Annotated in this window: 20 protein-coding genes and 2 pseudogenes; 11 read left to right on the top strand and 11 right to left on the bottom strand. The window is 64.0% G+C overall.

The features are described 5' to 3' along the window. Positions 1–126: 126 nt before the first annotated feature. Positions 127–1,128 (bottom strand): tocopherol cyclase family protein, encoded by a 1,002-nt coding sequence (locus MPSD_RS17260; protein WP_012395071.1) that lies wholly within the window; start codon positions 1,126–1,128, stop codon positions 127–129. Continuing rightward, positions 1,125–2,384: an alpha/beta hydrolase gene (locus MPSD_RS17255; protein ID WP_086085502.1), complete on the bottom strand. Its 1,260-nt coding sequence runs from the start codon at positions 2,382–2,384 to the stop codon at positions 1,125–1,127. The genes MPSD_RS17260 and MPSD_RS17255 overlap by 4 nt, the downstream gene beginning before the upstream one ends. A 101-nt stretch (positions 2,385–2,485) precedes the next feature. On the opposite strand from MPSD_RS17255, the gene MPSD_RS17250 reads away from it, so the two are divergent. The 3 genes from MPSD_RS17250 (at position 2,486) to MPSD_RS17240 (ending at position 6,055) form a co-directional block, all read left to right on the top strand. Beyond that, a complete protein-coding gene (locus tag MPSD_RS17250; protein ID WP_020725760.1) occupies positions 2,486–2,860 on the top strand; it encodes a ClpX C4-type zinc finger protein in 375 nt (124 codons plus the stop codon). Between the two features lie 436 nt (positions 2,861–3,296). Beyond that, entirely contained in the window at positions 3,297–4,946 is a 1,650-nt protein-coding gene (locus tag MPSD_RS17245; protein ID WP_086085507.1) for a PE family protein, read from the top strand. A 290-nt stretch (positions 4,947–5,236) separates the two neighbouring features. After that, positions 5,237–6,055: a 1-acyl-sn-glycerol-3-phosphate acyltransferase gene (locus MPSD_RS17240; protein WP_020786961.1), complete on the top strand. Its 819-nt coding sequence runs from the start codon at positions 5,237–5,239 to the stop codon at positions 6,053–6,055. Positions 6,056–6,063: 8 nt separating this feature from the next. Here MPSD_RS17240 and MPSD_RS17235 read toward each other — a convergent pair whose 3' ends face one another. Then, positions 6,064–7,296: an alpha/beta hydrolase family protein gene (locus MPSD_RS17235; RefSeq protein WP_020786962.1), complete on the bottom strand. Its 1,233-nt coding sequence runs from the start codon at positions 7,294–7,296 to the stop codon at positions 6,064–6,066. Between the two features lie 284 nt (positions 7,297–7,580). Here MPSD_RS17235 and MPSD_RS17230 point away from each other — a divergent pair, with 284 nt between their 5' ends. Both MPSD_RS17230 and MPSD_RS17225 read left to right on the top strand, forming a co-directional pair. After that, a complete protein-coding gene (locus MPSD_RS17230; RefSeq protein WP_086085506.1) occupies positions 7,581–8,942 on the top strand; it encodes a PE family protein in 1,362 nt (453 codons plus the stop codon). A 185-nt stretch (positions 8,943–9,127) separates the two neighbouring features. Further along, positions 9,128–9,721, top strand: coding sequence for a TetR/AcrR family transcriptional regulator (locus tag MPSD_RS17225; RefSeq protein ID WP_036426481.1), 594 nt, complete (start codon positions 9,128–9,130; stop codon positions 9,719–9,721). A gap of 126 nt (positions 9,722–9,847) precedes the next feature. Here MPSD_RS17225 and fdxA read toward each other — a convergent pair whose 3' ends face one another. Continuing rightward, complete coding sequence (gene fdxA, locus MPSD_RS17220) at positions 9,848–10,174, bottom strand: ferredoxin (protein ID WP_020786965.1); 327 nt, start codon at positions 10,172–10,174, stop codon at positions 9,848–9,850. Between the two features lie 22 nt (positions 10,175–10,196). Beyond that, entirely contained in the window at positions 10,197–11,570 is a 1,374-nt protein-coding gene (locus tag MPSD_RS17215) for an FAD-dependent oxidoreductase (RefSeq protein WP_020786966.1), read from the bottom strand. A gap of 77 nt (positions 11,571–11,647) precedes the next feature. Between MPSD_RS17215 and MPSD_RS17210 the strand changes: the two genes are divergently transcribed. Continuing rightward, complete coding sequence (locus MPSD_RS17210; RefSeq protein WP_086085501.1) at positions 11,648–12,586, top strand: LysR family transcriptional regulator; 939 nt, start codon at positions 11,648–11,650, stop codon at positions 12,584–12,586. 20 nt (positions 12,587–12,606) lie between these two features. Here the strand turns inward: MPSD_RS17210 and MPSD_RS17205 are convergent, their stop codons facing one another. The 5 genes and pseudogenes from MPSD_RS17205 to MPSD_RS28190 form a co-directional block, all read right to left on the bottom strand. Continuing rightward, positions 12,607–13,326 (bottom strand): sirohydrochlorin chelatase, encoded by a 720-nt coding sequence (locus MPSD_RS17205; protein ID WP_086085500.1) that lies wholly within the window; start codon positions 13,324–13,326, stop codon positions 12,607–12,609. After that, a pseudogene (locus MPSD_RS17200) lies at positions 13,323–14,056 on the bottom strand (phosphoadenylyl-sulfate reductase). Before MPSD_RS17200 ends, MPSD_RS17205 begins: the two are co-directional and overlap by 4 nt. Before the next feature lie 29 nt (positions 14,057–14,085). Next, the gene (locus MPSD_RS17195) at positions 14,086–15,753 is read right to left on the bottom strand and encodes a nitrite/sulfite reductase (protein ID WP_086085499.1); all 1,668 of its coding nucleotides are present in this window, start codon (positions 15,751–15,753) and stop codon (positions 14,086–14,088) included. Positions 15,754–16,172: 419 nt separating this feature from the next. After that, positions 16,173–17,808, bottom strand: a pseudogene (locus MPSD_RS17190) (inorganic phosphate transporter); the annotation flags it as partial. 336 nt (positions 17,809–18,144) lie between these two features. Beyond that, on the bottom strand, positions 18,145–18,552 hold the full coding sequence (locus tag MPSD_RS28190; protein ID WP_161961016.1) for a hypothetical protein: 408 nt from the start codon (positions 18,550–18,552) through the stop codon (positions 18,145–18,147). A gap of 334 nt (positions 18,553–18,886) precedes the next feature. Here MPSD_RS28190 and MPSD_RS29530 point away from each other — a divergent pair, with 334 nt between their 5' ends. The 3 genes from MPSD_RS29530 (at position 18,887) to MPSD_RS17165 (ending at position 21,865) form a co-directional block, all read left to right on the top strand. Continuing rightward, on the top strand, positions 18,887–19,225 hold the full coding sequence (locus tag MPSD_RS29530) for a hypothetical protein (protein ID WP_232022566.1): 339 nt from the start codon (positions 18,887–18,889) through the stop codon (positions 19,223–19,225). 147 nt (positions 19,226–19,372) lie between these two features. Then, entirely contained in the window at positions 19,373–20,575 is a 1,203-nt protein-coding gene (locus tag MPSD_RS17175) for an ISAs1-like element IS2404/ISMul1 family transposase (RefSeq protein ID WP_420811936.1), read from the top strand. Positions 20,576–20,662: 87 nt separating this feature from the next. Further along, positions 20,663–21,865 carry an ISAs1-like element IS2404/ISMul1 family transposase gene (locus tag MPSD_RS17165; RefSeq protein WP_420811935.1) on the top strand — a complete coding sequence of 401 codons (1,203 nt, stop codon included), beginning with the start codon at positions 20,663–20,665 and terminating at the stop codon, positions 21,863–21,865. Positions 21,866–22,060: 195 nt separating this feature from the next. Here MPSD_RS17165 and MPSD_RS17160 read toward each other — a convergent pair whose 3' ends face one another. Beyond that, positions 22,061–23,446 (bottom strand): FAD-binding oxidoreductase, encoded by a 1,386-nt coding sequence (locus tag MPSD_RS17160; protein WP_020786978.1) that lies wholly within the window; start codon positions 23,444–23,446, stop codon positions 22,061–22,063. Positions 23,447–23,655: 209 nt separating this feature from the next. Here MPSD_RS17160 and MPSD_RS17155 point away from each other — a divergent pair, with 209 nt between their 5' ends. After that, entirely contained in the window at positions 23,656–24,072 is a 417-nt protein-coding gene (locus MPSD_RS17155) for a VOC family protein (RefSeq protein ID WP_036426484.1), read from the top strand. Between the two features lie 95 nt (positions 24,073–24,167). Continuing rightward, a complete protein-coding gene (locus MPSD_RS17150) occupies positions 24,168–25,301 on the top strand; it encodes a 6-phosphofructokinase (RefSeq protein ID WP_020786980.1) in 1,134 nt (377 codons plus the stop codon). Positions 25,302–25,311: the final 10 nt, after the last annotated feature.

Genomic DNA, 25,311 nt, shown 5'->3' with positions numbered 1-25,311 from the left:
TTCGGGAGCTGCCGAAATGGCCGTTGGCCAGGCATCCCGTCCGCCGCGCAGTGGCTGTTCCGTGGTGCCGAATGAGTGAATGAATCCGCTTTTGCACCAGCCGTTTTGCCACGCAGCGTGCGGCTGTTAGCTCGGGCGGCTGCCGACCTCCAAACCTGCCAGCCCGCAGGTGCCGTCGAACACCACCCGGCCGAATTTGCGCACGACGCAATGGAGTCGCCCGGCAAGGTGCTCAAAGTCGGTGTCGACGTTGTGGCGTTGGGCCGGCACTGGCACGGGCAGCGTATGCGGACCGCTGCCGGCGCCTTCGCCCTCCAGCTCGATCTGGTAATGCAGTGAGAAGGCGCGCACCCGCCAGTGTCCGTCGGTGATCTGGGAACGCACTACCGCGGGGGGCGTCACGCGAATCACCTCGTCGCCGAGTCGCACCACCACTCCGGTGACATCCTGGCGGATTGGACCGAACTGAAGAAGGCCCCCAGAGAATGCGACCGAGGCGTCGGCGTTGTCGAAATCGTGCGCTTGACCCCACCACCAGTGTTCGGGAAAGCCGGTGCCCCAATTGCGTTCGCAGTAGAGCCGGGCCGAGTCGAATGACCAGGTTTCGCCATTGAACCCCACTGTGCCACTGGCATTCCCGCCGAGGCGGTAGGGATGCCAGTACTGGTTGAGGAACGGAATGGAAGAAAACAGTCCACCGCCCCCGAACGGCTTGGGCCATTCGACCGGATCACTGAAGTGTAGGTCTAGATGAACGTCGTCAATGTCGATGCGGAGTCGATCGGTGCCGGCCACCACCCGGGCCGTGTCGTCATCGCCGGCATGTACCGAGAACGGGGATGAGTCCGCGTTGGCGTCGTCCAAGGCGACGCTGCGCACAACATCACCGGGGTGCAGCGCCACCGCGACCGTGGCCCAGTCCCCGTCCGGGTGCTGGTTCACGCTGCACAGGGCGACAACCACGCGGCCAGAGGCGCGATCGGTGAGGCGCCAGAACCAGCCCTCCATTTCGCGCCCATGTGATGGCAACGGGTCACCGAAAGGCAGATCGGCGCCGGTGCTCCGATATGCGTCGACCAGTCGCTTGACGGCGCCTTCGGCCACCCAGCGCAGATATGTAGCCGTCATCGTTGTTGGCGTACGTAGGTCTCGGCCAGGAACTGCTCAACCGCAATGGCGGCATGCGCCGCGCGCGGGCCAAAGATGTCGAATGCGTGCTGGGTGAAGGGTAATTCGGCGTAGGCCACCGGCTGGGTGCTGACACCTTGCAGTGCGGTGACGAACGCGCGGGCCTGCTCGACCGGAACCAGTGAGTCGTTGCGGCCGTGCAGCACAAAAAACGGGGGTGCGTCGGCGCTCACATGATTGACCGGCGACGCTGTGATGAATGGCTGCAGGTTGGCCGATGGGCGCTGCTTGACCACCGATCGCACCAGCAGCCCGGGCATCATCGGATGCATCGCGTCGTCGAAACGGGTGAAGTCATAGACGCCGTAGAACGGCACGGCCGCCTGTACTCGGGTGTCGGCTTCCTCGAAGCCGGGCTGGAACTGCGGGTCGTTGGGGGTCAGTGCGGCCAGCGATGACAGATGGCCGCCGGCAGAACCGCCGGTGATGGCGATGAAGTCGGGGTCGCCCCCGTATTCGGCGATGTGCGCCTTGACCCAGGCCAGGGCGCGTTTGACGTCGATGATGTGGTCGGGCCAGGTATTGCGCGGGCTGTGCCGATAGTTGATCGCCACGCAGACCCAGCCCAGCTCGGCGAGATGGCTCATCAACGGATGGGCCTGCCCGCGCTTGTTTCCTGTCGTCCAGGCGCCGCCGGGGATTTGAAAAAGCACTGGCGCCTTGGCGCTGAGATCGAGGTCGGGACGCCGCCAGATGTCGAGATGGTTGGCGCTGCCGTATTCGCCGTAGGAGATGTTGGAGTCGTGCGCGTAGTCGCGATAGATGCGCAACATGCGCAGTGGCCCCGGGGCCTTGGCGGTGCCGGGACCGGCCGGACGGTGCCACAGTCCGGCCGAGCCGGCACGGCGATCGGTCCCCAGGCCACTGTCGAGGGCGTCCTTGAGCGTGATGTCGGCCCGGTGGCCTGCCCGATTGAAGTTCAACAACCCCAATGCCGAGATCCCTGCCACCAGCCACGAGATTGCCCGCACCGGGCGAGTGAGGCGTTGGGCAGTCAACAACAGCCCGCCGACCTGACTGGCCATAGTCTGCAACGGAAACTCCGTGACGACCAGGCCGAACATCCACGACCAAATCGACAGGAATCCCTTGCGTGCCAAGGGTTTATACGCGTTCAGCGTGGACACCGCGGTGACTGCGGCTACTCCCAACGCTCCGAATTGGCGGATGATGTGGATGATCTGTGCGCGCCCCATGTTCCCACAATACTTAGTTCGGCTTCCCACTATCTTGTCAGGCGCTTCCCACTACCTGACGACGTATCGTGTAAGGAAGTTCCTGACGGAGTGGGAGTGTTGTGTTGAGTGCTCACCCAACGCCGGTTGCGCAGATCTGGTGTTCATTCTGCGCAAAGCCCGACACCGAGATCGACATGCTGGTGGCCGGGGCCGGGGTGCAGATCTGCAACGAGTGCGTGGCGACCGCCGCGGCGATCATGGACACGTATCGCGACAGACCGCATGAGGTTCGGCTGCCGATGTGGGAGTCGATGGATGATCAGCAGATGCTCAGTCACATCCCGCGAATTGCGGTGGTAGCTGGTCAGGTCGAGGCGGATTTGCGGGCCTGGGTCGCCGAGCTGCGTCGCCGTGGCGTGACGTGGTCGAGAGTTGGTGAAGCCCTTGGCGTCACCCGGCAGTCCGCGTGGGAGCGATTCTCGGTGCAGCGGTAGCAATACTGTGGGCGGACCGGCCGGCGCGTTGGGGTGTGGCTCGGTGCGACACCCGCGATATCCACGTCCGCGGAGTTCGTCGACGAAGCGCATCGCGCGTTCGGTGGTGGTGCGAACATGCCTTCGAGTACGGTGGCTCTCGGTCGCCGGGCGTTGTCCGTGGCCGACCCTCCGGGGGCTCGCAATGCTCGTCCCGGCCGGGCGGAAATCTCGTCGCGACGATGGAAAAAGTTGGAAAGAAACGGTTTTCACGGTCTTCTTGGTGACTATATGCAATGTCGGCCACGAAGTGCCCGGCCGTTGACCACCCGAGACGTTTCCCAAATCCAGGACAGCGGGTGCGAGGCCGCCCTAGGCTCTGTGATCTACACCGCATCGATTGCCCAGGGTTGTTGGGCTTTGCTCAAGTGTCGGTCGCTGAGAAGGGGTGCAAACGGTGGCGTTCTTGGTTGCGGAGCCGCAGGTCATGGCGACGGCTGCCGGGCAGGTCGAGGAAATCGGGTCGGCGATCGGGGTGGCCAACGAGTTTGCCGCCGGCTCCATCTCGGGCGTTGCGGCCGCTGCCGGTGACGAGGTATCCGCCGCGATAGCCAGCTTCTTTGCGGCCCATGGTCAGGCCTATCAGACGATGGCCGGTCAGGTTGCGGCGTTCCATACCGAGTTCCAGCAGGCCTTGGCTCAAGCCGGAAATGCCTATGTGCAGGCGGAGGCGGCCGGGGCGGCAGCGCTTGCGGGTGCGCTGGGCGTCCCGGTGACATCGGCCGCGGCGCCCACTGCCACGATCCCGCCATTCCCGGCAAATCTTACGACGCTGGTTATGGGGGGCACCGGAATTCCGATACCGGGTCCAGGGTTTATCAATCTCGCCAATGAACTCTACGTGCGTTCGGCCAATGCCCTGTTGGGGCTGAACACGCCCGAGGAACTGTATCCGCTGACCGGTACCAAGAGTCTTACTCTCGACGCCTCGGTAAGCGAGGGGTTGACCATTCTGGATAACGCGATCATGGAGCAGCTTGCGATTCCCGGTAATACCGTCACGGTGTTCGGGGTTTCGCAGAGTGCGGTGATCGCTTCTTTGGAAATGCAGAAACTGGCGGCTCTGGGACCGGCCGCGCCAACCGCGTCTCAGCTGAACTTCGTGCTGTTGGGCAACGAGATGAACCCGAACGGCGGATTGCTGGCCCGGTTCCCGGACCTGTCGATCCCGAGCCTGGGGCTGACCTTCTACGGCGGAACGCCGTCGGACACTATTTACCCGACCGCGAATTACACGCTGGAATACGATGGCTTTGCCGACTTCCCGCGTTATCCGCTAAATTTTATTTCCGATCTCAATGCGGTCATGGACATTGTGTATGTGCATCCAACTTATTTGGATCTCACCCAAGCTCAGGTCGATAATGCGATTCCATTGGCGACCTCCCCAGGCTACTCGGGCGTCACCAGTTACTGCATTCTTCCGACGGAAAACTTGCCACTTCTGGAGCCGCTACGTGCGATCCCGGTCATCGGGAACCCCTTGGCGAACTTGATCCAGCCGGACCTGAAAGTGCTCGTCAACCTCGGCTATGGCGACCCCGCCTACGGTTATTCCACGAGCCCCGCCGACATTACGACGCCGTTCGGCTTGTTCCCCGATGTGCCGCCACACGTCATCGCCGACGCGCTGGTGGCGGGAACGAAGCAGGGCATTAGCGACTTCTCGGCCGATATTCAGCAAATGTTCTCGCAGCCGGCCACGCTGCCATCACCGCCGATGCTGCAAGCGCCGGACCTCATGGCCGCGCTCGCGGCGGCCCCCACTCCGGTAGAGGTCGTCAACACGCTGACCAAGATTGTCTCCGACGACTACGCAACTCTGCTTCCGTTGGCAGACATCGGCACGGCCTTCGTCATCACGATGCCCACTTATGACGCCACCCTCTTTGTCGATCAACTCCTGCAGGGCAACCTCATCAATGCGTTCGGATATCCCATCGCGGCCGACGTGGGACTGACCGCGATCTCGGGTGGAGTAGTCGCCCTGGTCGCCATCGGAACTCTCCAAAGCAACATCAGAGATCTGCAGAGTCTCTTTCCCTAGCTCGATCGGTCTGGCTGGGTGATCGGCGAGGGCGATCGATCTGGAAGTCAGTCGATGACGAGCGGATCCGCAGCCGCGTCCCGTGCGTTGCAATGGTGACCGGCCGGGCCGAGACGTACTTACGGGTCTGGGCTTTGGGAACTCCGCCAGGTGCGTGATGTGGTCGAGAGCTGTTGAGGCGCTTGTCATCACCTGGAATTCCGAGGGCCGCTGATTTCGCTGCAACACAGCGCTACGGTGCCCCTGGGGCGGCGTAGCATCAAAGCCGGCACCCGTGAGCTAGGCATGACATGAGCAAAACCCGGAGCAATACCACCGACATCGACAAGTGGGATCGCGCCCTCATCGCGCATGTCATCGCCCTGACCAGGCCGATTGTCAAGCGCTATTTCCGTTCCGAGGTGCGTGGCCTGGACAACATCCCGCCCGGTGCGTCCCTGCTGGTGTCGAACCATTCCGGTGGCCTGGTTTCGTTTGATCTGTCGGTTTTTGCCGTCGGCTACTACGACCAGTACGGCTACGAGCGCCCGTTGTTCGCGCTTGGCTTTGACACCTTGTTCGCCGGGCCCGCCGCGGAGTTCTTCAACCGCACCGGGGTGATCCGCGCGACGCGGGCCAACGCGGCCGCGGCGTTGGCGTCGGGTGCGGTAGTGCTGGTCTTTCCGGGCGGAGACCTTGACGTGTATCGACCGACCTTGCGCGAGAACGTCATTGACTTCGGCGGTCGGACCGGTTACGCGGCCACCGCTATCGAGGCAAAGGTGCCGATCGTTCCCGCGGTGTCCATCGGCGGGCAGGAAGGCCAGTTGTTCTTGACCCGGGGCAGGCGCGTCGCGCGTGCGCTGCGGCTCACCAGGCTGGAACGCAAGCTGTTTCGCACCAACATCCTGCCGGTCACTTTCGGTATTCCGTTCGGGTTCAGCGTCGTGGCGCCGGTCAACGTGCCGCTGCCCACCAAGATCGTCACCGAGGTGTTGCCGCCGATCGACATCGTCACCGAGTTCGGCGATCACCCCGATGCCTCAGACGTCGACGCGCGGGTGCGTCAAGTTATGCAGCGCGGGCTGGACGCGTCGGCGTCCCAGCGTCACTTCCCGATTCTGGGCTAATGGCTGCGTCAGCGTCGGCGACGTAGCTGCGCCGGGTCCACCAACCCCGACTGAACCAGCGCGGCGTCGACGAACCGTTGAACCGGCTGGGAGCCAAAGAAGCCGGTGTGGCCGCCCTGATACCAATGAATCTCGGGCTTGCCCCAGTGCTCCCAGAGCCGGGCGACCTGGTCGCGAGGGTGAACCAACCGGTCGGCGACACCGGCGTAGATGAACCGGCCCGATTGCGGGGTACGTGGAGTCAGCGCCAACGGTGAGATCATCCGGCCGATGGGCTTGGCCGTGTTCATCGTCTGACGGAGCCGGCGATGCCCACTGATTCCGGCATGACCGCCAATCAGATCAACCACATCGACGGCCGGCACTCCCAGGATCGCGCACGTGAGCCCGTCGTCGAGGCTGGCGACCAGCGCGCTGAGCAGACCTCCGAGGGAAATCCCATTGAGCCCGATCATCGGGCCGGCCTGCTGTGAGCGAATCCAGGACAGCAGACGCCGCAAGTCCCACACGGCTTGGGCGGCGCCATGGACTGCATCGAGCACGTTCTCACTTGGGAACGCGGCGCCCTTGGGCCGACCCCGCGCCCGGGGGCCATGCAGCGGCAGCACCGGCAACACGACGTTAAGACCCAGATCCGAGTACAGGTGCCAGGCGTGAAACAGCATCAGATCGAGCGCGGCACGCCCCATCTCTGCGCCGTGCACGCAGATCAGCCAGGGACGGGGCCGACGGTGTTGCAGCATCAGGCCGTACACCCGCCGGTTTCCCGGGTAGCTGAGCCATCGCTCGCGGCCCGGTTCGCCGGGGTGGGGCTGGTACTCGCTGTCGAACGAGATGCGCTGGTAGGTGCGTCCCATGCTATGCACGCGTTTGACGGTGACATCGGCGAGCGGCGGGGGAGCCGCGAAGAATGCTTCGGGCCGGTCAAGCCAGCCGTGTTGGCGGTACATCTGCAGCGCCGCGAGCACCTCGCGATCGGTCTGTTCCAGCGTCGTTGTCGTGGGTGTGGGCCGCAGCATGCCGAAGCCGGCCAGCACGATCTCGTCTCGGAATGCCTGGGCGGCCAGTGCGAGTGTGGGTCTTGCCACCGGAAGTTCGCCAGGCTGGCGATCCAGGTACGTGCCCCAAGTTCGGGCGTAGAACCCACCGGTACGGGTGAGTGGGCCCAGCATCTGCTGCAGGGGACTGGCGTTGCCGCGGCTCGGGCGCGGCGAGGCGGCCGTTTGGTCGATGTCCTGCATCTGGCCTCTACTTCGTTGAACACGGCAGGGTACGGGAGTGGATATGGCCAGCCTAGCTGCGTTGACTCGAGTCGGCGCACGGCACAAGCCATGATCGCGCTCGCGCGTCACTTGCACATCGCCCGGGCAGTGCCCGGTCGCAGACATCATTTCCCAGTAACATTCTAGATTGTACGGTGCGTACCGCGCTGTCCGCCTATCCGGTATTCGCACGGCAGGAGGAACTTTGGCTCCGAGGGATGGGCAGTGGATGAGTGGACAACGATTCCCTTGGAGGATTTGCGATGCGATCTGTCGCGGTGGCGCCCCAGGCTCTGATGTCGGCGGCAATGGAACTACAACGAATCGGGTCTGTGCTGGTCGAAGCGAACACGGCGGCGGCGCCCACCACCGGTGTGCTGGGGGCTGGTGCCGATGAGGTGTCGTCGGCGATCGCGGCGTTGCTGGCCGGCCATGCCCAGGCGTATCAACGGCTAGGTGCTCAGGTCGCGATGTTTCATCAGCAGTTTATCCAGTCTTTGAACGTAGGCGCGGAGCTCTACGCGGCCGCTGAAGCGGCCAACGTTGCGCCTTTGCGGCAACTGGAGCAAGGCGTGCTCAACGTGATTAACACGCCCACCCAATCACTACTGGGGCGGCCATTGATCGGCAATGGCAGCAACGCGACGGCCCCAGGGGGTAGCGGCGGTGACGGCGGGTTGTTGTGGGGCAACGGAGGAAGCGGTGCGGCCGGCGATGCCGCACACCTTGCCGGTGGTGCGGGCGGGGCCGCTGGACTTTTCGGCAATGGCGGTAATGGCGGCTCGGGTGTCGATGGAACCAGCGGCTCGGCTGGCGGGGCCGGCGGGTTGGGGGGCAACGGCGGGCTGCTGTACGGCAACGGAGGGGCAGGGGGTGATGGCGGTACCGCGGGTGCCAATCCCGCCAGCTTTGTGAGTGGGGGTGCCGGCGGGAATGGCGGCGCGGCTGGGATATTCGGCGGGATGGGTGGGCACGGCGGCAATGGCGGAAGAGGTGGGGTTGATCCCGTCGGGGCTTTTGGGGGTGCCGGCGGGAATGGCGGTAATGGCGGTTCCGCCATGTTGTTCGGCGATGGCGGTTTTGGCGGGCACGGGGGCGGCGGTGCCACCAACAACCTCGGCAATGGCGAGTTCGGGGGATTCGGTGGATCTGGTGGCGATGGGGGCAATGGGGGCCTGCTCTGGGGTGGCGGCGGATCCGGGGGCGACGCAGGCAACGCCGGAGATGATGCCAGCTTGAAGGCATTCGGCGGTGCTGGCGGACTCGGTGGAAACGGCGGCGCGCCCGGGCTGTTCGGTGACGGCGGCGCCGGTGGGGCCGGCGGGACTGGTGGAAGTGGCGCCGATGGGGGCGATGCGGGCACCGGTGGCGCCGGAGGTCGTGGGGGGTGGCTGATCGGCAACGGTGCTGGTGGTGGCACTGGGGGGAGCGGAGGGGATGGGACAACAGAGGCTGGCCGCGGTGGAGATGGCGGAAACGGTGGTAGCGCCGGGCTGATCGGGAATGGTGGTGCCGGCGCCGTCGCCGGTGGTGGTGGAACTGGTCCAATCAGCCGGGGCCCCGGTGACCCCGGCGCCGGTGGTAGCGGCGGGCTGCTATTTGGCCGGCCCGGACCGAGCGGGTAACCGGCGCTTTGCCGGGTGCCGACTTGGTCGGGGCCAACCTTGTCGGCGACCATGACGCGCCGGCGGGGCCGGGCCGTTGGCCTGCCGAAATCACTCGAGGCCCACATCTGGCCGACTGGTGGGATGCTTGCCCTGTTGGGCACCTCACAGCAAGAGCAGTGCCAACAGTACGTAGGCTCGAATTCATGGCAGGGCGTAGCACGTCGGGAAATCGCAGGCTTGGGGTAGACGACTGGGTGCAGGCTGGGTTCGAAATATTGGCCGAGGAAGGACTCAGTTCGCTCAAGCTGGATCAGCTTTGCGCCCGCCTAGGCGTAACGAAGGGCAGTTTCTACTGGCATTTCGCCGACATGGAAGGCTACCGGCACGCGCTCGTTGAGGCGTGGGCGCAGTTCCGCGACGAAGATCGCGACGAAATCGAAGGTCTGAGTGAGGTCGAGCCGCGGGAACGGTTGGCGCTGATGATGGCCCTGCTGGCTAGGCCTCGACTGTGGAAGCTCGAACGTGCCATGCGCGAGTGGGCCCGGTCCGACAAGACCGTTGCGGCCGCGGTCCTTTCGGCCGACCGCCGGATGGTGCGAGCCGTGCAGCAGGCGTTCTGCGACTACGGATTTGATGCCGACGAGGCCGAAATGCGTGCCAACACAGCCTTTGCCGCCGGGCTGGGGCTGCTGCACATGTCCGGTTCGGCGCTTAAGGGCTTATTCGGTTCGGCGCTGAAGAAGCAGACGGCGGCGCCGGAACGCAATTGGTTTCTGGAATTCTTGTTGCGGGAGTAGCCGGGCCGTCCTGTCCCTCAGTGTGGCAGTGATTCTCGGCTCTCGGCGCGGGCGGAACGAAAAACTGCCCGGGCGGGTCATACGCGCCGCCCGGGCAGGGCCTGGTGGGTTTGATCCGGGTTGGTGTTACTGGGCCTCCGCCCGGATTTCCAGGCTCTTGACGGCGTCCGGATCGTTCTCGGTGAGACCGACTTTCGCGGCGCCGCCGGGCGAGCCGAGCTCGCTGAAGAAGTCGACGTTGATTTGTGTGTAGCCGCCGTATTCGGCGGGCAGATCGTCTTCGTAGTAGATCGACTCAACCGGGCACACCGGTTCGCAGGCACCACAGTCGACGCACTCATCGGGGTGGATGTAGAGCATCCGGGCGCCTTCGTAAATGCAGTCGACGGGGCATTCCTCGATGCACGCCTTGTCTTTGATGTCGACGCAGGGTTCGGCAATAACATATGTCATAGCGGTTTCCTTCCAGGAGATGTCAGCCGTGGCCAATGCGAAGCAGTTCGGGCAGACTCGCGACCTTGACGCGGGGACGCTGCTGGGACTGGCCGGCTTCGCGCTCAAAGTTGTCGATAGCCTCCCAGTGCGCAGCGGCAATCAGTTGCGGCTGGCAGGAGATCAACCATTGGGCGAGCGCGTCGCCGCGGTTCTGGTCGGCGGCCGGGGTGGCGGGTTGGTGCGCCAGGTCCTCGAGCAGGGTGTCGACGGTGTCCTGGGAGTCTTTCTTGTTCGTTCCGATTACGCCGGTCGGTCCACGCTTGATCCAGCCAACGACGTATTCGTTGCTGCTGCCCGCGACTCGACCGCCACTGTGGGGGATGGTGGCGCTATTGGTGTCAAACGGCAAGCCAGGGGTGGGGATACCGCGATAGCCGACGGCGCGCACCACCAGTTGGGCGGGCAGTTCCTCACGTGCGCCGGTGTCCTTGGCCATCATTCGTCCGCTGGCGTCGCTCACCAAGTCATTTCTGCCGACCACGATGCTTTCCACCTTGCCGTCTCCCTTGATCTCGATGGGAGACGTCAAGAAACGCAGCACGATCCGACGGTGCCCCGGTCGGGCCGGGCGACTGGCGTAATCGCGCAGCACCTTGAGGTTTTGTTTGGCGACTTTGCCTATCGCGGCCGCATCGTCATCGCTGATGCCGTCAAGCTGGGCTGGGTCGACTACGACGTCGACGCCGTCGAGCTCGCCGAGTTCACGCAACTCCAGTGTGGTAAACGCGCTCTGCAAGGGGCCGCGCCGACCGATGATCACCACTTCCTCAACCGTGCGGGCGCGCAACGATTCCAGCGCGTGATCGGCGATGTCGGTGGCGGCCAGTACATCTGGATCGGTCACCAGGATGCGCGCGACGTCGACGGCAACGTTGCCGTTGCCTATGACGACGGCGCGGGCGCCGGACAGATCCGGTGCCATCTGCTCAAAGTGCGGGTGCGCGTTGTACCAGCCGACGAAATCAACCGCGGCAACACTGCCCGGCAGCTGCTCGCCGGCAATGTCGAGTGCACGGTCAGACTGCGCACCGACGGCGTAGATCACCGCGTCGTAGCGCAGGGCCAGGTCGGCCGCTTCGACATGCTCGCCCACCTTGATGTTGCCGAAAAAGCGAAAACGGGGGTCCTGCGCGGTCTTCTCGAACTGCTGGCTTACCGATTTGATCTTGGGGTGATCGGGCGCGACACCGGAACGGACCAGGCCCCAGGGCGTCGGCAACATCTCCAGCATGTCGACCGCGACATCGATCTGATCCGACGCATTGGCGGCTTTGAGCAGGGCCGCCGTCGCAAAAAACCCGGACGGGCCGGAACCCACAATCGCTACGTGGTAGAGACGGGTCATGTCTCTCATGCTCGTCATCCCCCACGCGACCGGGTAGAGGTGTCGATGTTGTGGAGTCACAAGCATTGGTTGTGATTTGATCAAGCATGCCGCTCAGCCCCCGCATGCCCGAACTTGCCTCTTTTGAAATCTTTCTGGCAATCGCCCAGACCGGAAGCCTGGGGGCAGCCGCCCGCGAGCTTGGGCTGACCCAACAAGCGGTGTCCAAGCGGCTCGCGGCCATGGAGGCCCACACCGGCGTGACGTTGGCCGTCCGCACGACGCGCGGCTCACAACTTACCCCAGCCGGCCTGATCGTATCCGAATGGGCAGCCCGCCTGCTTGAAGTGGCACAGGAGATAGATGCGGGCCTTGGATCGCTGCGTAAGGAGGGACGCGAACGGATCCGGGTGGCGGCCAGCCAGACGATTGGCGAACAGCTGATGCCGCATTGGCTGCTGGCATTGCAGGACGCGGCCAAGCGGCGCGGCACCACCGCCCCGCAAGTGATCTTGACCGCCACCAACAGTGACCACGCGATCGCCGCGGTTCGTGACGGCACCGCCGATCTCGGATTCGTCGAGAATCCCGGTCCGCCGACCGGACTGGGCAGTCGTGTGGTGGGCCACGACGACTTGGTGGTGGTCGTCCCGCCCGGGCACAAGTGGACTCGGCGGCCCAGCCCGGTGACCGCCCGCGAGCTGGCCGAGACGCCACTGGTTACCCGCGAACCCCGCTCTGGCATCCGCGATTCGCTGACCGTGGCGCTGCGTCAGGTGCTGGGTGAGGACATGGTTCAAGCATCGCCGGTTCTTGAACTCTCGTCGGCGGCGGCGATGCGCGCCGCGGTCTTGGCCGGTGCGGGGCCCGCGGCGATGAGCCGGTTGGCCATCGCCGATGACCTGGCGGTCGGCCGGTTACGGGCCATCAGCATCCCTGGCCTGGACCTGCGCCGCCAGCTTCGAGCCATCTGGGTCGGTGGGCGTGTTCCGCCCGCCGGGGCAATACGAGAATTGCTGAGCCACATCACGTCCGGCGGTGAGTAGCCGGCGCCCGGCGGACAGGTTCAGGCCGCGGCGTCACCGGCGGCCAGCGCCTGGTCGTAACGTTCGAGCACGGTTTGCGCTACCAGCGGGTGGGCGCCCATCGGACGCGCCATCGCAATGTCGTTGTCGCATGCGTACTTCCACACCCGGTCGGTGATGAGCCCCGGTGCCAGAAACCATGGGGCGATGACGAGACGGCGGGCACCGCTGGCGCGCAACTGTGCGGCGGCGTCGGCCACCGACGGCTTGGGGCCGTTGGCGAACGCCATTGTGGTGCCGGCCCAACGGGTGCCTGCACCGAGCTTGGCCGCCACCCGTGTCGTGCGCGCGTTCACCGGGGCGTGCGATGAACCGACCGCGACCACCAGCACGCCGATGTTGCGATCCCGCGGGGAAACCCCGCGCTCGGCAAGGCGGTCGCGTAACACCGACACCAGCCGATCGTCCTCGCCGAGCACGGCGGCCTCGCGGACACCGAGCGCGCCGGAGCGCGCAATCTGTTCCGGGATGTCGGTGCGGGCGTGGTAGGCGCTCGCCAGTAGCAGAGGAGTGACCACGGCCCGCTGGCTGTCGGGCAGTTCGGCGAGTACGTCGACGAAGTTTGGTGCACAGAGTTCCAGGAAGGCCAGCCGCACATCGAGATTCGGCCGCATGCGGCGTAGCGCAGCGGCGACGGCCCGGGCGTTGTCCGCCGACCGGGGGTCTCTACTGCCGTGCGCGGTGAGCACGAGCGTGCTCATGAGGCGTGCAGCCCGCATTCGGTCTTGGTCCGGCCCCGCCAACGCCCGCTGCGCGGGTCCTCACCGACTGCCGGTTTGGCGGTGCACGGTGCACAACCGATCGACGGGTAGCCCTCGTCGACCAGCGGGTTGACCAGCACGTTGTTGCTCTGGATGTAGTCCTGCACATCCTGGTCGGTCCACACCACCAATGGGTTGATCTTGACCAGCTTGAAGGCCTCATCAAAGCTGATCACCGGGGCGTTGGCGCGAGTGGGGGACTCCACCCGGCGCAGGCCGGTGATCCACGCCGCATACCCACGCAGCGCATTGGTCAGCGGGACGACCTTGCGCAGTCGGCAACACTCGTTGGGGTCGCGCGCGAAGAGGTCCTTGCCCAGCAGCTTGTCCTGTTCTGCCACGGTGTGCTCGGGGCTGATGTTGAGCACTCTGATGTCGTAGACGGCCTCGATTGCGTCGCGGGTACCGATGGTTTCGGCGAAGTGATAGCCGGTGTCGAGGAAGATCACCGGCACCCCGGGCGCACCTTCGATGCCAGGTCGATCAAGACGGCGTCTTGCATATTGGAGGCAACCACGTAATTACACGTCGCCCAGCCGCGGGGTCCGTTGATCCCGCCAAAGTGTTCGTCGGCCCAGCGCAGCAGATCGGTCGCGCTGGCACCCTCCATCTCCGCGGCACCGCGTGCGGCCAGCTCACGCAGCTGCGTCTCGTTGGGCTGATCGCTCATCGTGTTGTCCTCAGCTCGTCGGGAAGCGCTCAGCGCAAGTCGGCTTCGTCGGCGCGCAGCGCCCAATTCGCAAAGCGTTCGCCTTCCTCGCGTTGATCCAGGAACTTTCGGGTCACCTGGTCGATGTAGTCGCCGAGCTCGTCACTGGTCACCTTGTGCTGGCGCAGCTTGCGGCCGAACCCGCTTTGTTCGCCCAGGCCGCCACCGAGGTGGACCTGGAATCCTTCGACCGAGTTGCCCTCACCGTCATCGATCCACTGACCCTTGAACCCGATGTCGGCGACCTGGATGCGGGCGCACGAGTTGGGGCAGCCGTTGATGTGCAGGGTGATCGGCACGTTGATCTTGGATTCGACGTCGGCCATGCGCTCTTCCAGCTCGGGCACCAAAGACTGGGCACGGACCCGGGTTTCGGCGAACGACAGCTTGCAGAACTCGATGCCGGTGCAGGCCATTGTGTTCTTGCGCCACCCGGACGGCTTGGACGGCAGGCCCAGCTTGTCCAGACCGGTGACCAGTTCGTCCACCTTGTCGTCGGGCACATCGAGGATGATCAGCTTCTGGAAGGGGCTGAACCGGGCCCGGTCGGAGCCGACCTTCTCCATCAGGTCGGCCACCGCCTGCAGGGTGGTGCCCGTGACGCGTCCCGCGATAGTGGCGACGCCGACGGCGTTGAGCCCGTTTTTGATCTTCTGCACTCCGACGTGGTCGATCGGGTGCTTGATCGGCTCGGGAGCCGGGCCGTCGATCATCTTGCGCTTGAGGTACTCGGTTTCCATGACCTCACGGAATTTTTCTACGCCCCAGTCCTTGACCAAGAACTTGATCCGGGCCTTGGCACGCAGCCGTCGGTAGCCGTAGTCGCGGAACACCTGGGTGACCGCCTCCCAAACGTCGGGCACCTCGTCCAGCGGGACCCACACGCCGACGCGTTGCGCCATCATCGGGTTGGTCGAAAGGCCGCCACCGACCCACAAGTCCATCCCGGGACCGTGCTCGGGGTGATTGACTCCGACGAACGCGACGTCGTGGGTCTCGTGGGAGACGTCCTGCAGGCCCGAGATCGCGCTCTTGTACTTGCGGGGCAGGTTCGCGTAGTCGGGGTTGCCCAGGAAGCGCCGGATGATCTCGTCGCTCGCCGGCGAGGGATCGAGCACCTCATCGAGCGAGTCGCCGGCCAGTGGTGAACCGTGAATGCCGCGTGGGCAGTCACCGCAGGCCTCCATGCTGGACAGGCCGACGGATTCGAGCCGGCGCCAGATCTCGGGAACGTCCTCGATCCGCAGCCAGTGGAACTGCACGTTCTCCCGGTCGCCGATGTCGGCGGTGTCACGGCCGAATTCGCTGGAAATCTGGCCCAGCACGCGCACTGTCTGCGCCGACATTGGTTTGCCGTCGGAGCGCACCCGCATCATGAAGTACTTGGCTTCGAGCTTGTCGATGTTCTCGTCGCCGGTCCAGCTGCCGTCGTAACCCTGCTCGCGCTGGGTGTACAGACCCATCCATTTGAAGCGCAGCCGCAGATCGGTCTTCTCGATGCTGTCGAAGCCTTCTTTGGCGTACTTGTTGAGGATCCGGTCGCGCACGTTCAGCGGGCCGTCATCGTGCTTGATCTGCTCGGTGTCATTGAGCGGATCAAGCTGTCCCAATGCCCATTGGCCTTCGTTGCGAGTCTTGGCGGGACGGGCTGTCGTCATGCGGCCTACTCCTCTGTCGACAATGCTGACCGGGATTGGCTGCCTGGACCGCACGCTCCGCCGGTTGATGGCCAACCGGCGGACCCCTCGTGTGCGGACATGTGGCTGGCCTGCGACATCGACGGTGATGTTGGTCAGCGGGAGATACCCGAAAGGCGCTTCATCGGACCCCGCGGGTCATGACCCCGATGTTTCGCCGCCCCGGTAGGCGCCGGTAGAGGCCAACACGTTGTGAGATCACAACTACTGGTTGTGATTACGTTTGACGGGTTGTGCCCGTGGCCGGCACCCGTGGTCGCCGTGTCCGCCCGAAGATAGCAAGCGGGATAACTGATTTGGCAATCTCAGACAGCCGAGGTCGGATTCCGGGGCGGAGTCCATGCGCGGACTCGAGATGTCACATGCTCGGGAAATCTCGGTCAGAAAATCGCGCGCAGCGTGACCAGGCCGACCGCGCTCAGGATAGCCGCCGAGGGCAGCGTGATGGCCCACGCCAACGCGATTGGCTTCATCAGTGCCCAGTTGGTGGCCCGGTTGACGATGCCGACGCCGAGGACGGCGCCGATCAGGATGTGAGTGCTGGAGACCGGAAGACCCAGCACGGTTGCGCCCATGACCACTCCCGCCGCCGACAATTCGGCGGCAAAGCCCGAGGCCGGATGCATCGTGGTCAGATTGTGTCCCACGGTTGCGATGACCCGCCGTCCGATGAACCACAGCCCGGCGCACAACGCGACCCCGAACGTGATCATGGCGGCGGCGGGTACCGCCGCCTTGCCTTCAATCGAACCCGAGCGCAGTACATCCAGCACTGCGGCGAATGGGCCGATGGCGTTTGCGATGTCATTGCTGCCGTGGCTGAATGCGAAACCGGAGGCGGTGAATACCTGCATCCAGCTGAACATCAGATAGGTCGAGCGCGAAAGTGATTCACCCCGAAGCGTTTTAGCCAGAATGAAGGTGGCCATTCACACCGCCGCACCCACCATCCCCATGATGAAGAAGTTGTTCATGGTGGTCAGGCCCAAGTGCATGTGCTTGAAGCCCTTGAACAACAGCATGGCGGAAATGATCATCGATCCGGCCGCGGCGACCAGCGGGACCCAGTTCTGCAGCGCCCGGAATGCGTCAACCGACGATCTCTTGGTATCGATCTCGTGGAGTTCGCGGTAGTAGTCGGACTCCAGCTCGTCGGGATCGAAATCCCTGCGGTTGGCCGCGACGGCGTCGCGTGCGATCGCACCGGTGTAGGCGATCTGCTGGATTTCGCTGAGACGCTCGAATGCCGCCTTGTGACGCTCGCGGTGCGCGATGCGTTCCTTCTTGATTTCCAGGAGCTTTCGTTCGGCTTCCTCGTTGTACAACAGGATGTGGCGTTTGATCGCGCCGTAGAGCGCGTAGGACACCAGTTCGCCCAGCAGCGGTGAAAGCACCCATGAGATTGCGATTTGGCCGATCTCGTCCCACTGGACCATCTGGAGAGCGGAGAGGCCCTTTCCGTCAACGATGCCCAGCGTGACCGCGGCGCCGACGATGCCGCCCACGATCGAGTGTGTGCTCGACACCGGGTATCCCATCCGGTTGGCAAACAGCAGCCACAGCGCTGCCGCCAGCAACGCGGCCAGCATGATGTTCATGAAGTCGTTGGGAGCGACCGACACTCCGGACAGGTCGACGATTCAGCTGCGAATTGTCTCGGTGACATCGCCCCGGCAATCACCGCGCCGCTGACCTCAAAAATGGCTGCCACCAGAAGCGCCTGTTTCATGCTCAGCGTGCCCGCACCGACGCTGGTGCCAAAGGAGTTGGCGACGTCATTGCCGCCGACGTTGAAGGCCATGAACATGCCGACAACGGTGGCCAGGACCAAGATGAGCTTGTTGGCGCCGGGGCCGGCGTAGTCGAACGCCCAGAACGAGAACAGCACGAACGATCCGGCCAGCAGCAGGCCGAACGAGAGGTGCCACGCGCGATCTTGGCCGAACAAGCCCCCGTACTGCGGCGTCGGCGTTATGGGATCCTGTAGTCCGCTTGCCACCAGTGCCCGTCCCTGTGTGCTCTCTGTCGCGGCTCACGCCGGCTCGTACCTGGTGATCGAGCGTCAGCAGGTTACGACACGGCAGCGAGCGCCCGGTAAACGTCGAGTGAACAAAGGCCATACGGTCGGGGCGCACCCCGCGCCCAGCTTGATCGAACTCCCGATGGTGGGCGATGGAGGCGCCGCGAGTGACTGCTGGTTCGTCGTGCGGTGGGCATCAGAGTGGTTGCGGCCGTTTGCCCAACGGTTCGCCGACGAGCCCCGGGCCCGAGCATGACGGCTCGGCCGAGATCGGCCAGACGGGGGCGGATCCTCGAGGCGACGGACCATCAAATGACGTCAGACACGAGGCGCTAGCGCGACTGGGAACTCGCCCCGCGGCGGTCAGAGGTGGCATAGCTGTTGGCCGCCACGCGCAGCAATTCCGCATACGCCCGGAGCTGGGCGGAACAAGCATGTCCCAATGCGGCCAGCGCCTCTGTCATGGCAGCGGACTGCCGAAAAAATGACGCCGATGCCGCATCACTGCACACGTTTGTTGGCACCCACGGAAGCACTTCTTGATCGAGGTGTCCTGCCCGTTCGACAAACTCCGGTGCAACTGTGATCAGGACGCTAGGGGCAACGCTCATCGCTAAGTTAATCGGATTAATCGGATGCATGAATTGTTGCTCCTTACGACACGTGCTTTTACAGCGGTATTCACGGTCAATTCGACCGGGTGCATCGATAGTGTTAGCAACCGATACGGTATTTGTCAACGGCGGAAGCCGTTGAGGGCGTGCAAATAATTCACCGTTTGGAGAATATCTGTCTCGTGGTGAATTGCGATGAATTAAACGGACGATTTACTCTTGTTGGCGCGAGAGATTCGGATATTGACGCCAGTAATCGTTTCTGTAAATAATCGGCTTCTGTAAATCCAACGTCGGAGGTGATTAAACCATGGTCAGGACGATCGGCAGACCGGTTGGGGAATACGCTGAACTGATGCTCGACCCCGGTGGGTGGCCTGGATTCGCGCCCACGGAACTTCGCGGATATTCGGTCGAGACCGGCTTTCGCATTTTGGGGGTCGGCGGCACGTTGGCCGGGGTGCACGGTCTGAGCCAAGACCTTTTCGAGACCTGGGCCGGCCCCGCGGCCAGCGCCGCCACCGCCAGGCTCGCCGAGATTATTGCGCACTGCGAGACGCTGGTTGCGTTCCTACAGTCGATCCAGAGATGGTTTCTAACCGTGGCTGCCGATGTTAGGACAATGCAGCTGCTGATTGCTGCCAGCGTCGCTTCTGCCGAGGCTCAGATCCATGCCTTGGAGGCCGCGGGGCCGGAAAACGAAGCGGCCATCCAAGCCAGGGCTCCGGCGTTGTTGATTAGCAGGCTTGTGAGCTGGGTTGATGATCTTTGGTGCCGCGCTATTGGGGCCGGAGTGTAAGCACCAGGGCTCCGGCGTTGTTGATTAGCAGGCTTGTGAGCTGGGTTGATGATCTTTGGTGCCGCGCTATTGGGGCCGGAGTGTAGGCACGGGCTATCTGGAGAACGATCGAGTTGGTTACTGTTCGTCGTTGGTCTGGAGTTGCCCGTGCCTACCGTTTCAGTATTGCGTGTGTCGTCGGTTCCAGAGGTGTTCGACCGCTGGAGTCCTGGTGAGCGCAGCGAGCTCATCGGATCGGAGTTTCTCGATGTGTTGGCCTCGGTGCCAGACCCGAGGGGCCCACGCGGTCGGAGGTATTCGCTGATGGCTTTGTTGGCGATCGCGGTTCTGGCCACTGCCGCGGGGATGCGCGGCTATGCTGGTTTTGCCACATGGGCGGCCACCGCTCCCGATGATGTGTTGGCCCAATTAGGGGTCCGGTTCCGGCGGCCCAGTGAGAAGACCTTCCGCGCTGTTTTGTCTCGGCTAGACCCCGCCGACCTCAACGCCAGGATGGGCAGTTACTTCACTGCACACGTGGCCAGCAGCGACCCCAGTGGATTGGTGCCGATCGCGTTGGACGGCAAGATGCTGCGTGGTGCTTTACGCGCCAAAGCGACAGCCACGCATCTCGTGTCGGTGTTCGCCCACCGTGCCCGATTGGTGCTCGGTCAACTCGCTGTCGCCGAGAAAAGCAATGAAATTCCCTGCGTACGCGCCCTGCTCACGCTGCTGCCGGGTAGCTTGCGGTGGCTGGTCACCGTGGATGCGATGCATACCCAGGTCGTCACCGCGAAGTTGATCTGCGCCACCTTGAAGTCGCACTACCTGATGATCGTCAAGTCCAACCAAGCCAAAATATTTGCGCGTATCACCGCGCTGCCCTGGGCCGAGGTGCCCGCAGCCGCTACCGACGACTCCCGCGGCCACGGCCGTGTCGAGACCCGCACCCTGCAAATCATCACCGCTGCACGAGGAATCGGCTTCCCCTACGCAAAACAAATCATCCGGATCACTCGTGAACGCTTGATCACCGCCACCGACCAGCGCAGCGTGGAGGTGGTCTATGCCATCTGCAGCCTGCCGTTCGAGCACGCCCGCCCTACCGCGATCATGGCCTGGATGCGTCAACACTGGGGAATCGAGAACAGCCTGCACTGGATACGCGACGTCACCTTCGACGAAGACCGTCAAAGGGCACATACCGGAAACGGCGCACAGGTCCTAGCAGCGCTACGCAACACCGCGATCAATCTGCACCGCCTCAACGGCGCCGACAACATCGCCGAAGCCTGCCGGATCACCGCTTTGACCGCCAACCGCCGCCTAGACCTCCTCAATCCACAATTCCCCAGCTCACAAGCCTGCTAATCAACAACGCCGGAGCCCTAGTGTAGGCACGGGCTATCTGGAGAACGATCGAGTTGGTTACTGTTCGTCGTTGGTCTGGAGTTGCCCGTGCCTACCGTTTCAGTATTGCCTGTGTCGTCGGTTCCAGAGGTGTTCGACCGCTGGAGTCCTGGTGAGCGCAGCGAGTTCATCGGATCGGAGTTTCTCGATGTGTTGGCCTCGGTGCCAGACCCGAGGGGCCCACGCGGTCGGAGGTATTCGCTGGTGGCTTTGTTGGCGATCGCGGTTCTGGCCACTGCCGCGGGGATGCGCGGCTATGCTGGTTTTGCCACATGGGCGGCCACCGCTCCCGATGATGTGTTGGCCCAATTAGGGGTCCGGTTCCGGCGGCCCAGTGAGAAGACCTTCCGCGCTGTTTTGTCTCGGCTAGACCCCGCCGACCTCAACGCCAGGATGGGCAGTTACTTCACTGCACACGTGGCCAGCAGCGACCCCAGTGGATTGGTGCCGATCGCGTTGGACGGCAAGATGCTGCGTGGTGCTTTACGCGCCAAAGCGACAGCCACGCATCTCGTGCCGGTGTTCGCCCACCGTGCCCGATTGGTGCTCGGTCAACTCGCTGTCGCCGAGAAAAGCAATGAAATTCCCTGCGTACGTGCCCTGCTCACGCTGCTGCCGGGTAGCTTGCGGTGGCTGGTCACCGTGGATGCGATGCATACCCAGGTCGTCACCGCGAAGTTGATCTGCGCCACCTTGAAGTCGCACTACCTGATGATCGTCAAGTCCAACCAAGCCAAAATATTTGCGCGTATCACCGCGCTGCCCTGGGCCGAGGTGCCCGCAGCCGCTACCGACGACTCCCGCGGCCACGGCCGTGTCGAGACCCGCACCCTGCAAATCATCACCGCTGCACGAGGAATCGGCTTCCCCTACGCAAAACAAATCATCCGGATCACTCGTGAACGCTTGATCACCGCCACCGACCAGCGCAGCGTGGAGGTGGTCTATGCCATCTGCAGCCTGCCGTTCGAGCACGCCCGCCCTACCGCGATCATGACCTGGATGCGTCAACACTGGGGAATCGAGAACAGCCTGCACTGGATACGCGACGTCACCTTCGACGAAGACCGTCAAAGGGCACATACCGGAAACGGCGCACAGGTCCTAGCAACGCTACGCAACACCGCGATCAATCTGCACCGCCTCAACGGCGCCGACAACATCGCCGAAGCCTGCCGGATCACCGCTTTGACCGCCAACCGCCGCCTAGACCTCCTCAATCCACAATTCCCCAGCTCACAAGCCTGCTAATCAACAACGCCGGAGCCCTGCCATCCAAGCAATAGTTGTCCAGCGACACGCCATCCACCTGCAGATGGTTGAATCGCTCGCGGCGCGAATTAATGCCTCAGCCGCGGGAGTATTGGCGGCCGCGCCGGTGTAGTCGTCGGGCCTCCGATGGTGCGTCGCTGATGTGCCCAAGGTGTGTGCCCTGTGGCATCCGGCTCAAGACTGGATGGTTGTGAACAACACGTCGGGGTTGAGGATCCCCGCCGGGTCGAAGCTCTGTTTGATCCGCGACATCAAGGCGATCTTGGCCGGGTCTTCGAGCTCGAGAAAGTATGGGGTTTTCGCGCGGCCAACGCCGTGTTCGCCGGAGATGGCGCCACCTAGTTCCATGGCCAACGCAAAGATGTCGGTCATCAGTTGCTTCTTTTTTGCCGGGTCTTTGCAAATGATGGCCAGGTGCACGTTGCCGTCTCCGGCATGCCCACAACCGATCGCGGTACCGCCGGCAGCGGACGCCAGCCCTTTAGCGGTGCTGAGGAACTTCGGCATCGACGCGCGCGGGACGACGGTAGCGATGAGGTCGTCGGCGCCGGCGGCCTTGGCCGCCCAAAACGCCTTCTCGCGCGCCTCGATCAGCTTGCGCGCCGAGGCGCCTTCGAGCACGGAGGCATCCATCGCTCCCAGTTCGGCCAGCAGCTCACCAGTGGCCTCGACATCCTCGAGCAGTCGATCGGCGGTTCGGTCTTCCAGGGCCACAAGCAGATACGCTTGGCAGTTGTCACGAACCTGATCTGGGATGCCCAGCTCGAGGTTCTGGGTGTAAACCAGCGCGGCCATGGTCATGTTGTCGATGTATTCCAGGATGTAGGGCGCCAGTCCGGTCGCCAGGATCTTGGGCACCGCCGCCATGATTTGATCGAAGTCGGCGAAGGGGGCCAGCACGCTGGCGTTGTGAGTCAGCTGCGGGTGCAGATTGACGATCACCTCGGTGGCCAGGGCCAGGGTGCCTTCGGAGCCGACGATGAGCTGGGTGAGGTCGTAGCCCGTGGAGACCTTGGCGATCTTGCCGCCGGTGCGGATGATCTCGCCGGTGGGCAGCACCGCCTGCAGCCCGAGCACGTTATTGCGCGCTATCCTGTACTTGACGGCTCTCATCCCGCCGGCGTTCGTTCCGACGTTCCCGCCGACGCTGGAGGACAGTTCTCCGGGGTGCACCATGTAGCCCAGTCCGCGATCGTGAGTCGCCTCGTCCAGCTGGCTCAATGTGACGCCGGGCTGGACCACGGCGACCTGGTTGTCGGTGTCGACCTCCAGGACTTGATTCATTCGTTCGAAGGAGATCAGCAATCCGCCCTCGCGGGGGCACGCGGCACCCGACAGGCCACACCCCGAACCGCGCGCTGTCACCGGGACGCGGTATTCGGAGGCCGCCGACAGCAGCCGGGAAACCTCCTCGGCGGTGGCCGGCTTGACGACGTACGCCGGCCGCTGGGGCACCTGAGTCAGCTCTTCGTCGTGGGAATAGTCTTCGGGAATCGCGTCGCCGGTGAGCACATTGTTGTTGCCGACGATTTCCACTAACCGCGCTGTTATGTCGATCATCGAAGGGCCTCACATTTCTGCCGTGAGCGGGACAGCGACTCACTTTATAAGCAGTGTCGGTCGAATTGACATAGCCGCCGGGTCGGGGTGAAACGGCGTGAGTGCCGGTATCGGCGGTACAGTTCATCGAGAAGCGGCCAGTGCTGGCGGGCGGCGAGCGCGAAGGTTTTGTGATGTGAAGTAGCGGAACGGTTTTCAACCACGTCGGACTGTGCGTCACTGACCGGGGCCGGTCCCGGCGCTTCTACCAGGAGTTGTTGGGGTTTGGATTCTGGTGGGAAGCCGACGTGCCCGACGCTGGCGCCGACCAATTGTTGCAGCTGGAACGGCCGGTCGGGCTGCATGTGACCTATCTGATTCGTGATGGGCTGGTGCTGGAGCTGCTCGACTACTCGCAACGCTCCGTTGCCGCCGGGGGTAGGCGTGTCATGGATCAGGTTGGGCTTACTCATATCTCGTTTTCGGTATCTGATCTGGCCGCAGTGCGGGACAACGTGGAGGCTCTCGGCGGATCGGTGCTCGAGCGCACGGTGTCGAGGCATTCGGCGATGATCCGTGATCCCCACGGGCAGCTGCTCGAACTGCTGTCAGACGGCTGGCTGGCGGCGGCACCGCCACATCCCTGACGAAGCGCCGACTTGTCATGCGAATTGGATAGGCACATAACACGCTTCACCGGCGCGAACGGCTGCGCTCGAGGCACACACTAGACTTGCGAGTCGTGAATTCCCCGATAAAGCGAGTCGCGATCAGCACCGGTGGCGGGGACGCGCCGGGACTCAATGCGGTGATCCACGCGGCCACTCTTGCCGCGCGAAACCGCGGCTGGGACGTGGTCGGGATCCGAGACGGCCTCAATGGGCTGTTGCTGCCCGAGGACTATCCCGAGGGCGGCCTGATCGAGCTCACCCGCGACCGGGTTCGCGGGATCATCCACCAGGGCGGCACGATCATCGGCACGACCAATCGGGGCAACCCGACCGCCTACCCGGTGCGGCAGAGCGACGGTAGCTGGGCCGAAGTGGACCGCACCGAAGAGCTACTGGGCCGATTCGCGCAGCACCAGATCGATGCGCTGATCCTGGTGGGCGGCGACGGGTCGATGTCGATCGGCCAGCATCTGCACCAGTCGGGGTTACCGCTGGTCGGCGTACCCAAGACCATCGACAATGACCTGGACAAGACGACGTCCACATTCGGCTTCGACAGCGCGGTCGACTTCGCCTCCGAGTGCATCGACCGGCTCTTCACCACCGCGACCTCCCATGGCCGGATCATCGTGGTGGAGGTGATGGGCCGGTACGCGGGATGGATCGCCCTGAACGCCGGCATGGCCTCGGGGGTGCACGCGATCCTCATCCCCGAGATCCCGTTCAGTCTGGAGCTGGTGGCAGCTGTGATCACCGATCGCGAACAGCGCGGCGCGAAATTCTCGATAGTCTGCGTCGCCGAGGGGGCCAAGCCGATCGGCGGCGAGGTCACCATCCTGGGCAAGTCGGTGGGGCAGGCCGAACGCCTCGGTGGCATCGGCGCCAAGGTGGCCGCCGAGCTGGAACGCATGACCGGCCGCGAAGCACGCACGGTGGTATTGGGTCACCTGCTGCGGGGCGGCTCGCCTACCTCGTTCGACCGGCTACTGGGACTGCGCTTCGGCGCCGCCGCCGTGCGGGCTCTCGATGAGGGGCACTACGGCGTCATGGTGGCGCTGAACCCGCCGACGGTGGACTACGTACCGCTTGCCGACGCCACTCATCGGCAGAAGGTCGTTCCGCTCGATTGCGACTCGATCCTGACCGCGCGCGACATGGGGATCAACTTCGGCGACGAGATGCCCACCCACAGCACCATCGATTAGGCGCTCGCGC

This window comes from Mycobacterium pseudoshottsii JCM 15466 (assembly GCF_003584745.1).
GTDB classification, from domain to species: Bacteria; Actinomycetota; Actinomycetes; order Mycobacteriales; family Mycobacteriaceae; genus Mycobacterium; species Mycobacterium marinum.
Note: the sequence above shows the minus strand (reverse complement) of the source record. Positions and strands in the feature narration are given on the sequence as shown.

Bases quoted from the DNA above. Each gene is read 5' to 3' on its own strand.
- MPSD_RS17260 (WP_012395071.1), bottom strand. From the start codon at position 1,128: ATGACGGCTACATATCTGCGCTGGGTGGCCGAAGGCGCCGTCAAGCGA.
- MPSD_RS17225 (WP_036426481.1), top strand. From the start codon at position 9,128: ATGGCAGGGCGTAGCACGTCGGGAAATCGCAGGCTTGGGGTAGACGAC.
- MPSD_RS17210 (WP_086085501.1), top strand. From the start codon at position 11,648: ATGCCGCTCAGCCCCCGCATGCCCGAACTTGCCTCTTTTGAAATCTTT.
- MPSD_RS17205 (WP_086085500.1), bottom strand. From the start codon at position 13,326: ATGAGCACGCTCGTGCTCACCGCGCACGGCAGTAGAGACCCCCGGTCG.
- MPSD_RS17195 (WP_086085499.1), bottom strand. From the start codon at position 15,753: ATGACGACAGCCCGTCCCGCCAAGACTCGCAACGAAGGCCAATGGGCA.
- MPSD_RS17215 (WP_020786966.1), bottom strand. From the start codon at position 11,570: ATGAGAGACATGACCCGTCTCTACCACGTAGCGATTGTGGGTTCCGGC.
- MPSD_RS17230 (WP_086085506.1), top strand. From the start codon at position 7,581: ATGCGATCTGTCGCGGTGGCGCCCCAGGCTCTGATGTCGGCGGCAATG.
- MPSD_RS17235 (WP_020786962.1), bottom strand. From the start codon at position 7,296: ATGCAGGACATCGACCAAACGGCCGCCTCGCCGCGCCCGAGCCGCGGC.
- MPSD_RS17240 (WP_020786961.1), top strand. From the start codon at position 5,237: ATGAGCAAAACCCGGAGCAATACCACCGACATCGACAAGTGGGATCGC.
- fdxA (WP_020786965.1), bottom strand. From the start codon at position 10,174: ATGACATATGTTATTGCCGAACCCTGCGTCGACATCAAAGACAAGGCG.
- MPSD_RS17255 (WP_086085502.1), bottom strand. From the start codon at position 2,384: ATGGGGCGCGCACAGATCATCCACATCATCCGCCAATTCGGAGCGTTG.
- MPSD_RS17160 (WP_020786978.1), bottom strand. From the start codon at position 23,446: ATGATCGACATAACAGCGCGGTTAGTGGAAATCGTCGGCAACAACAAT.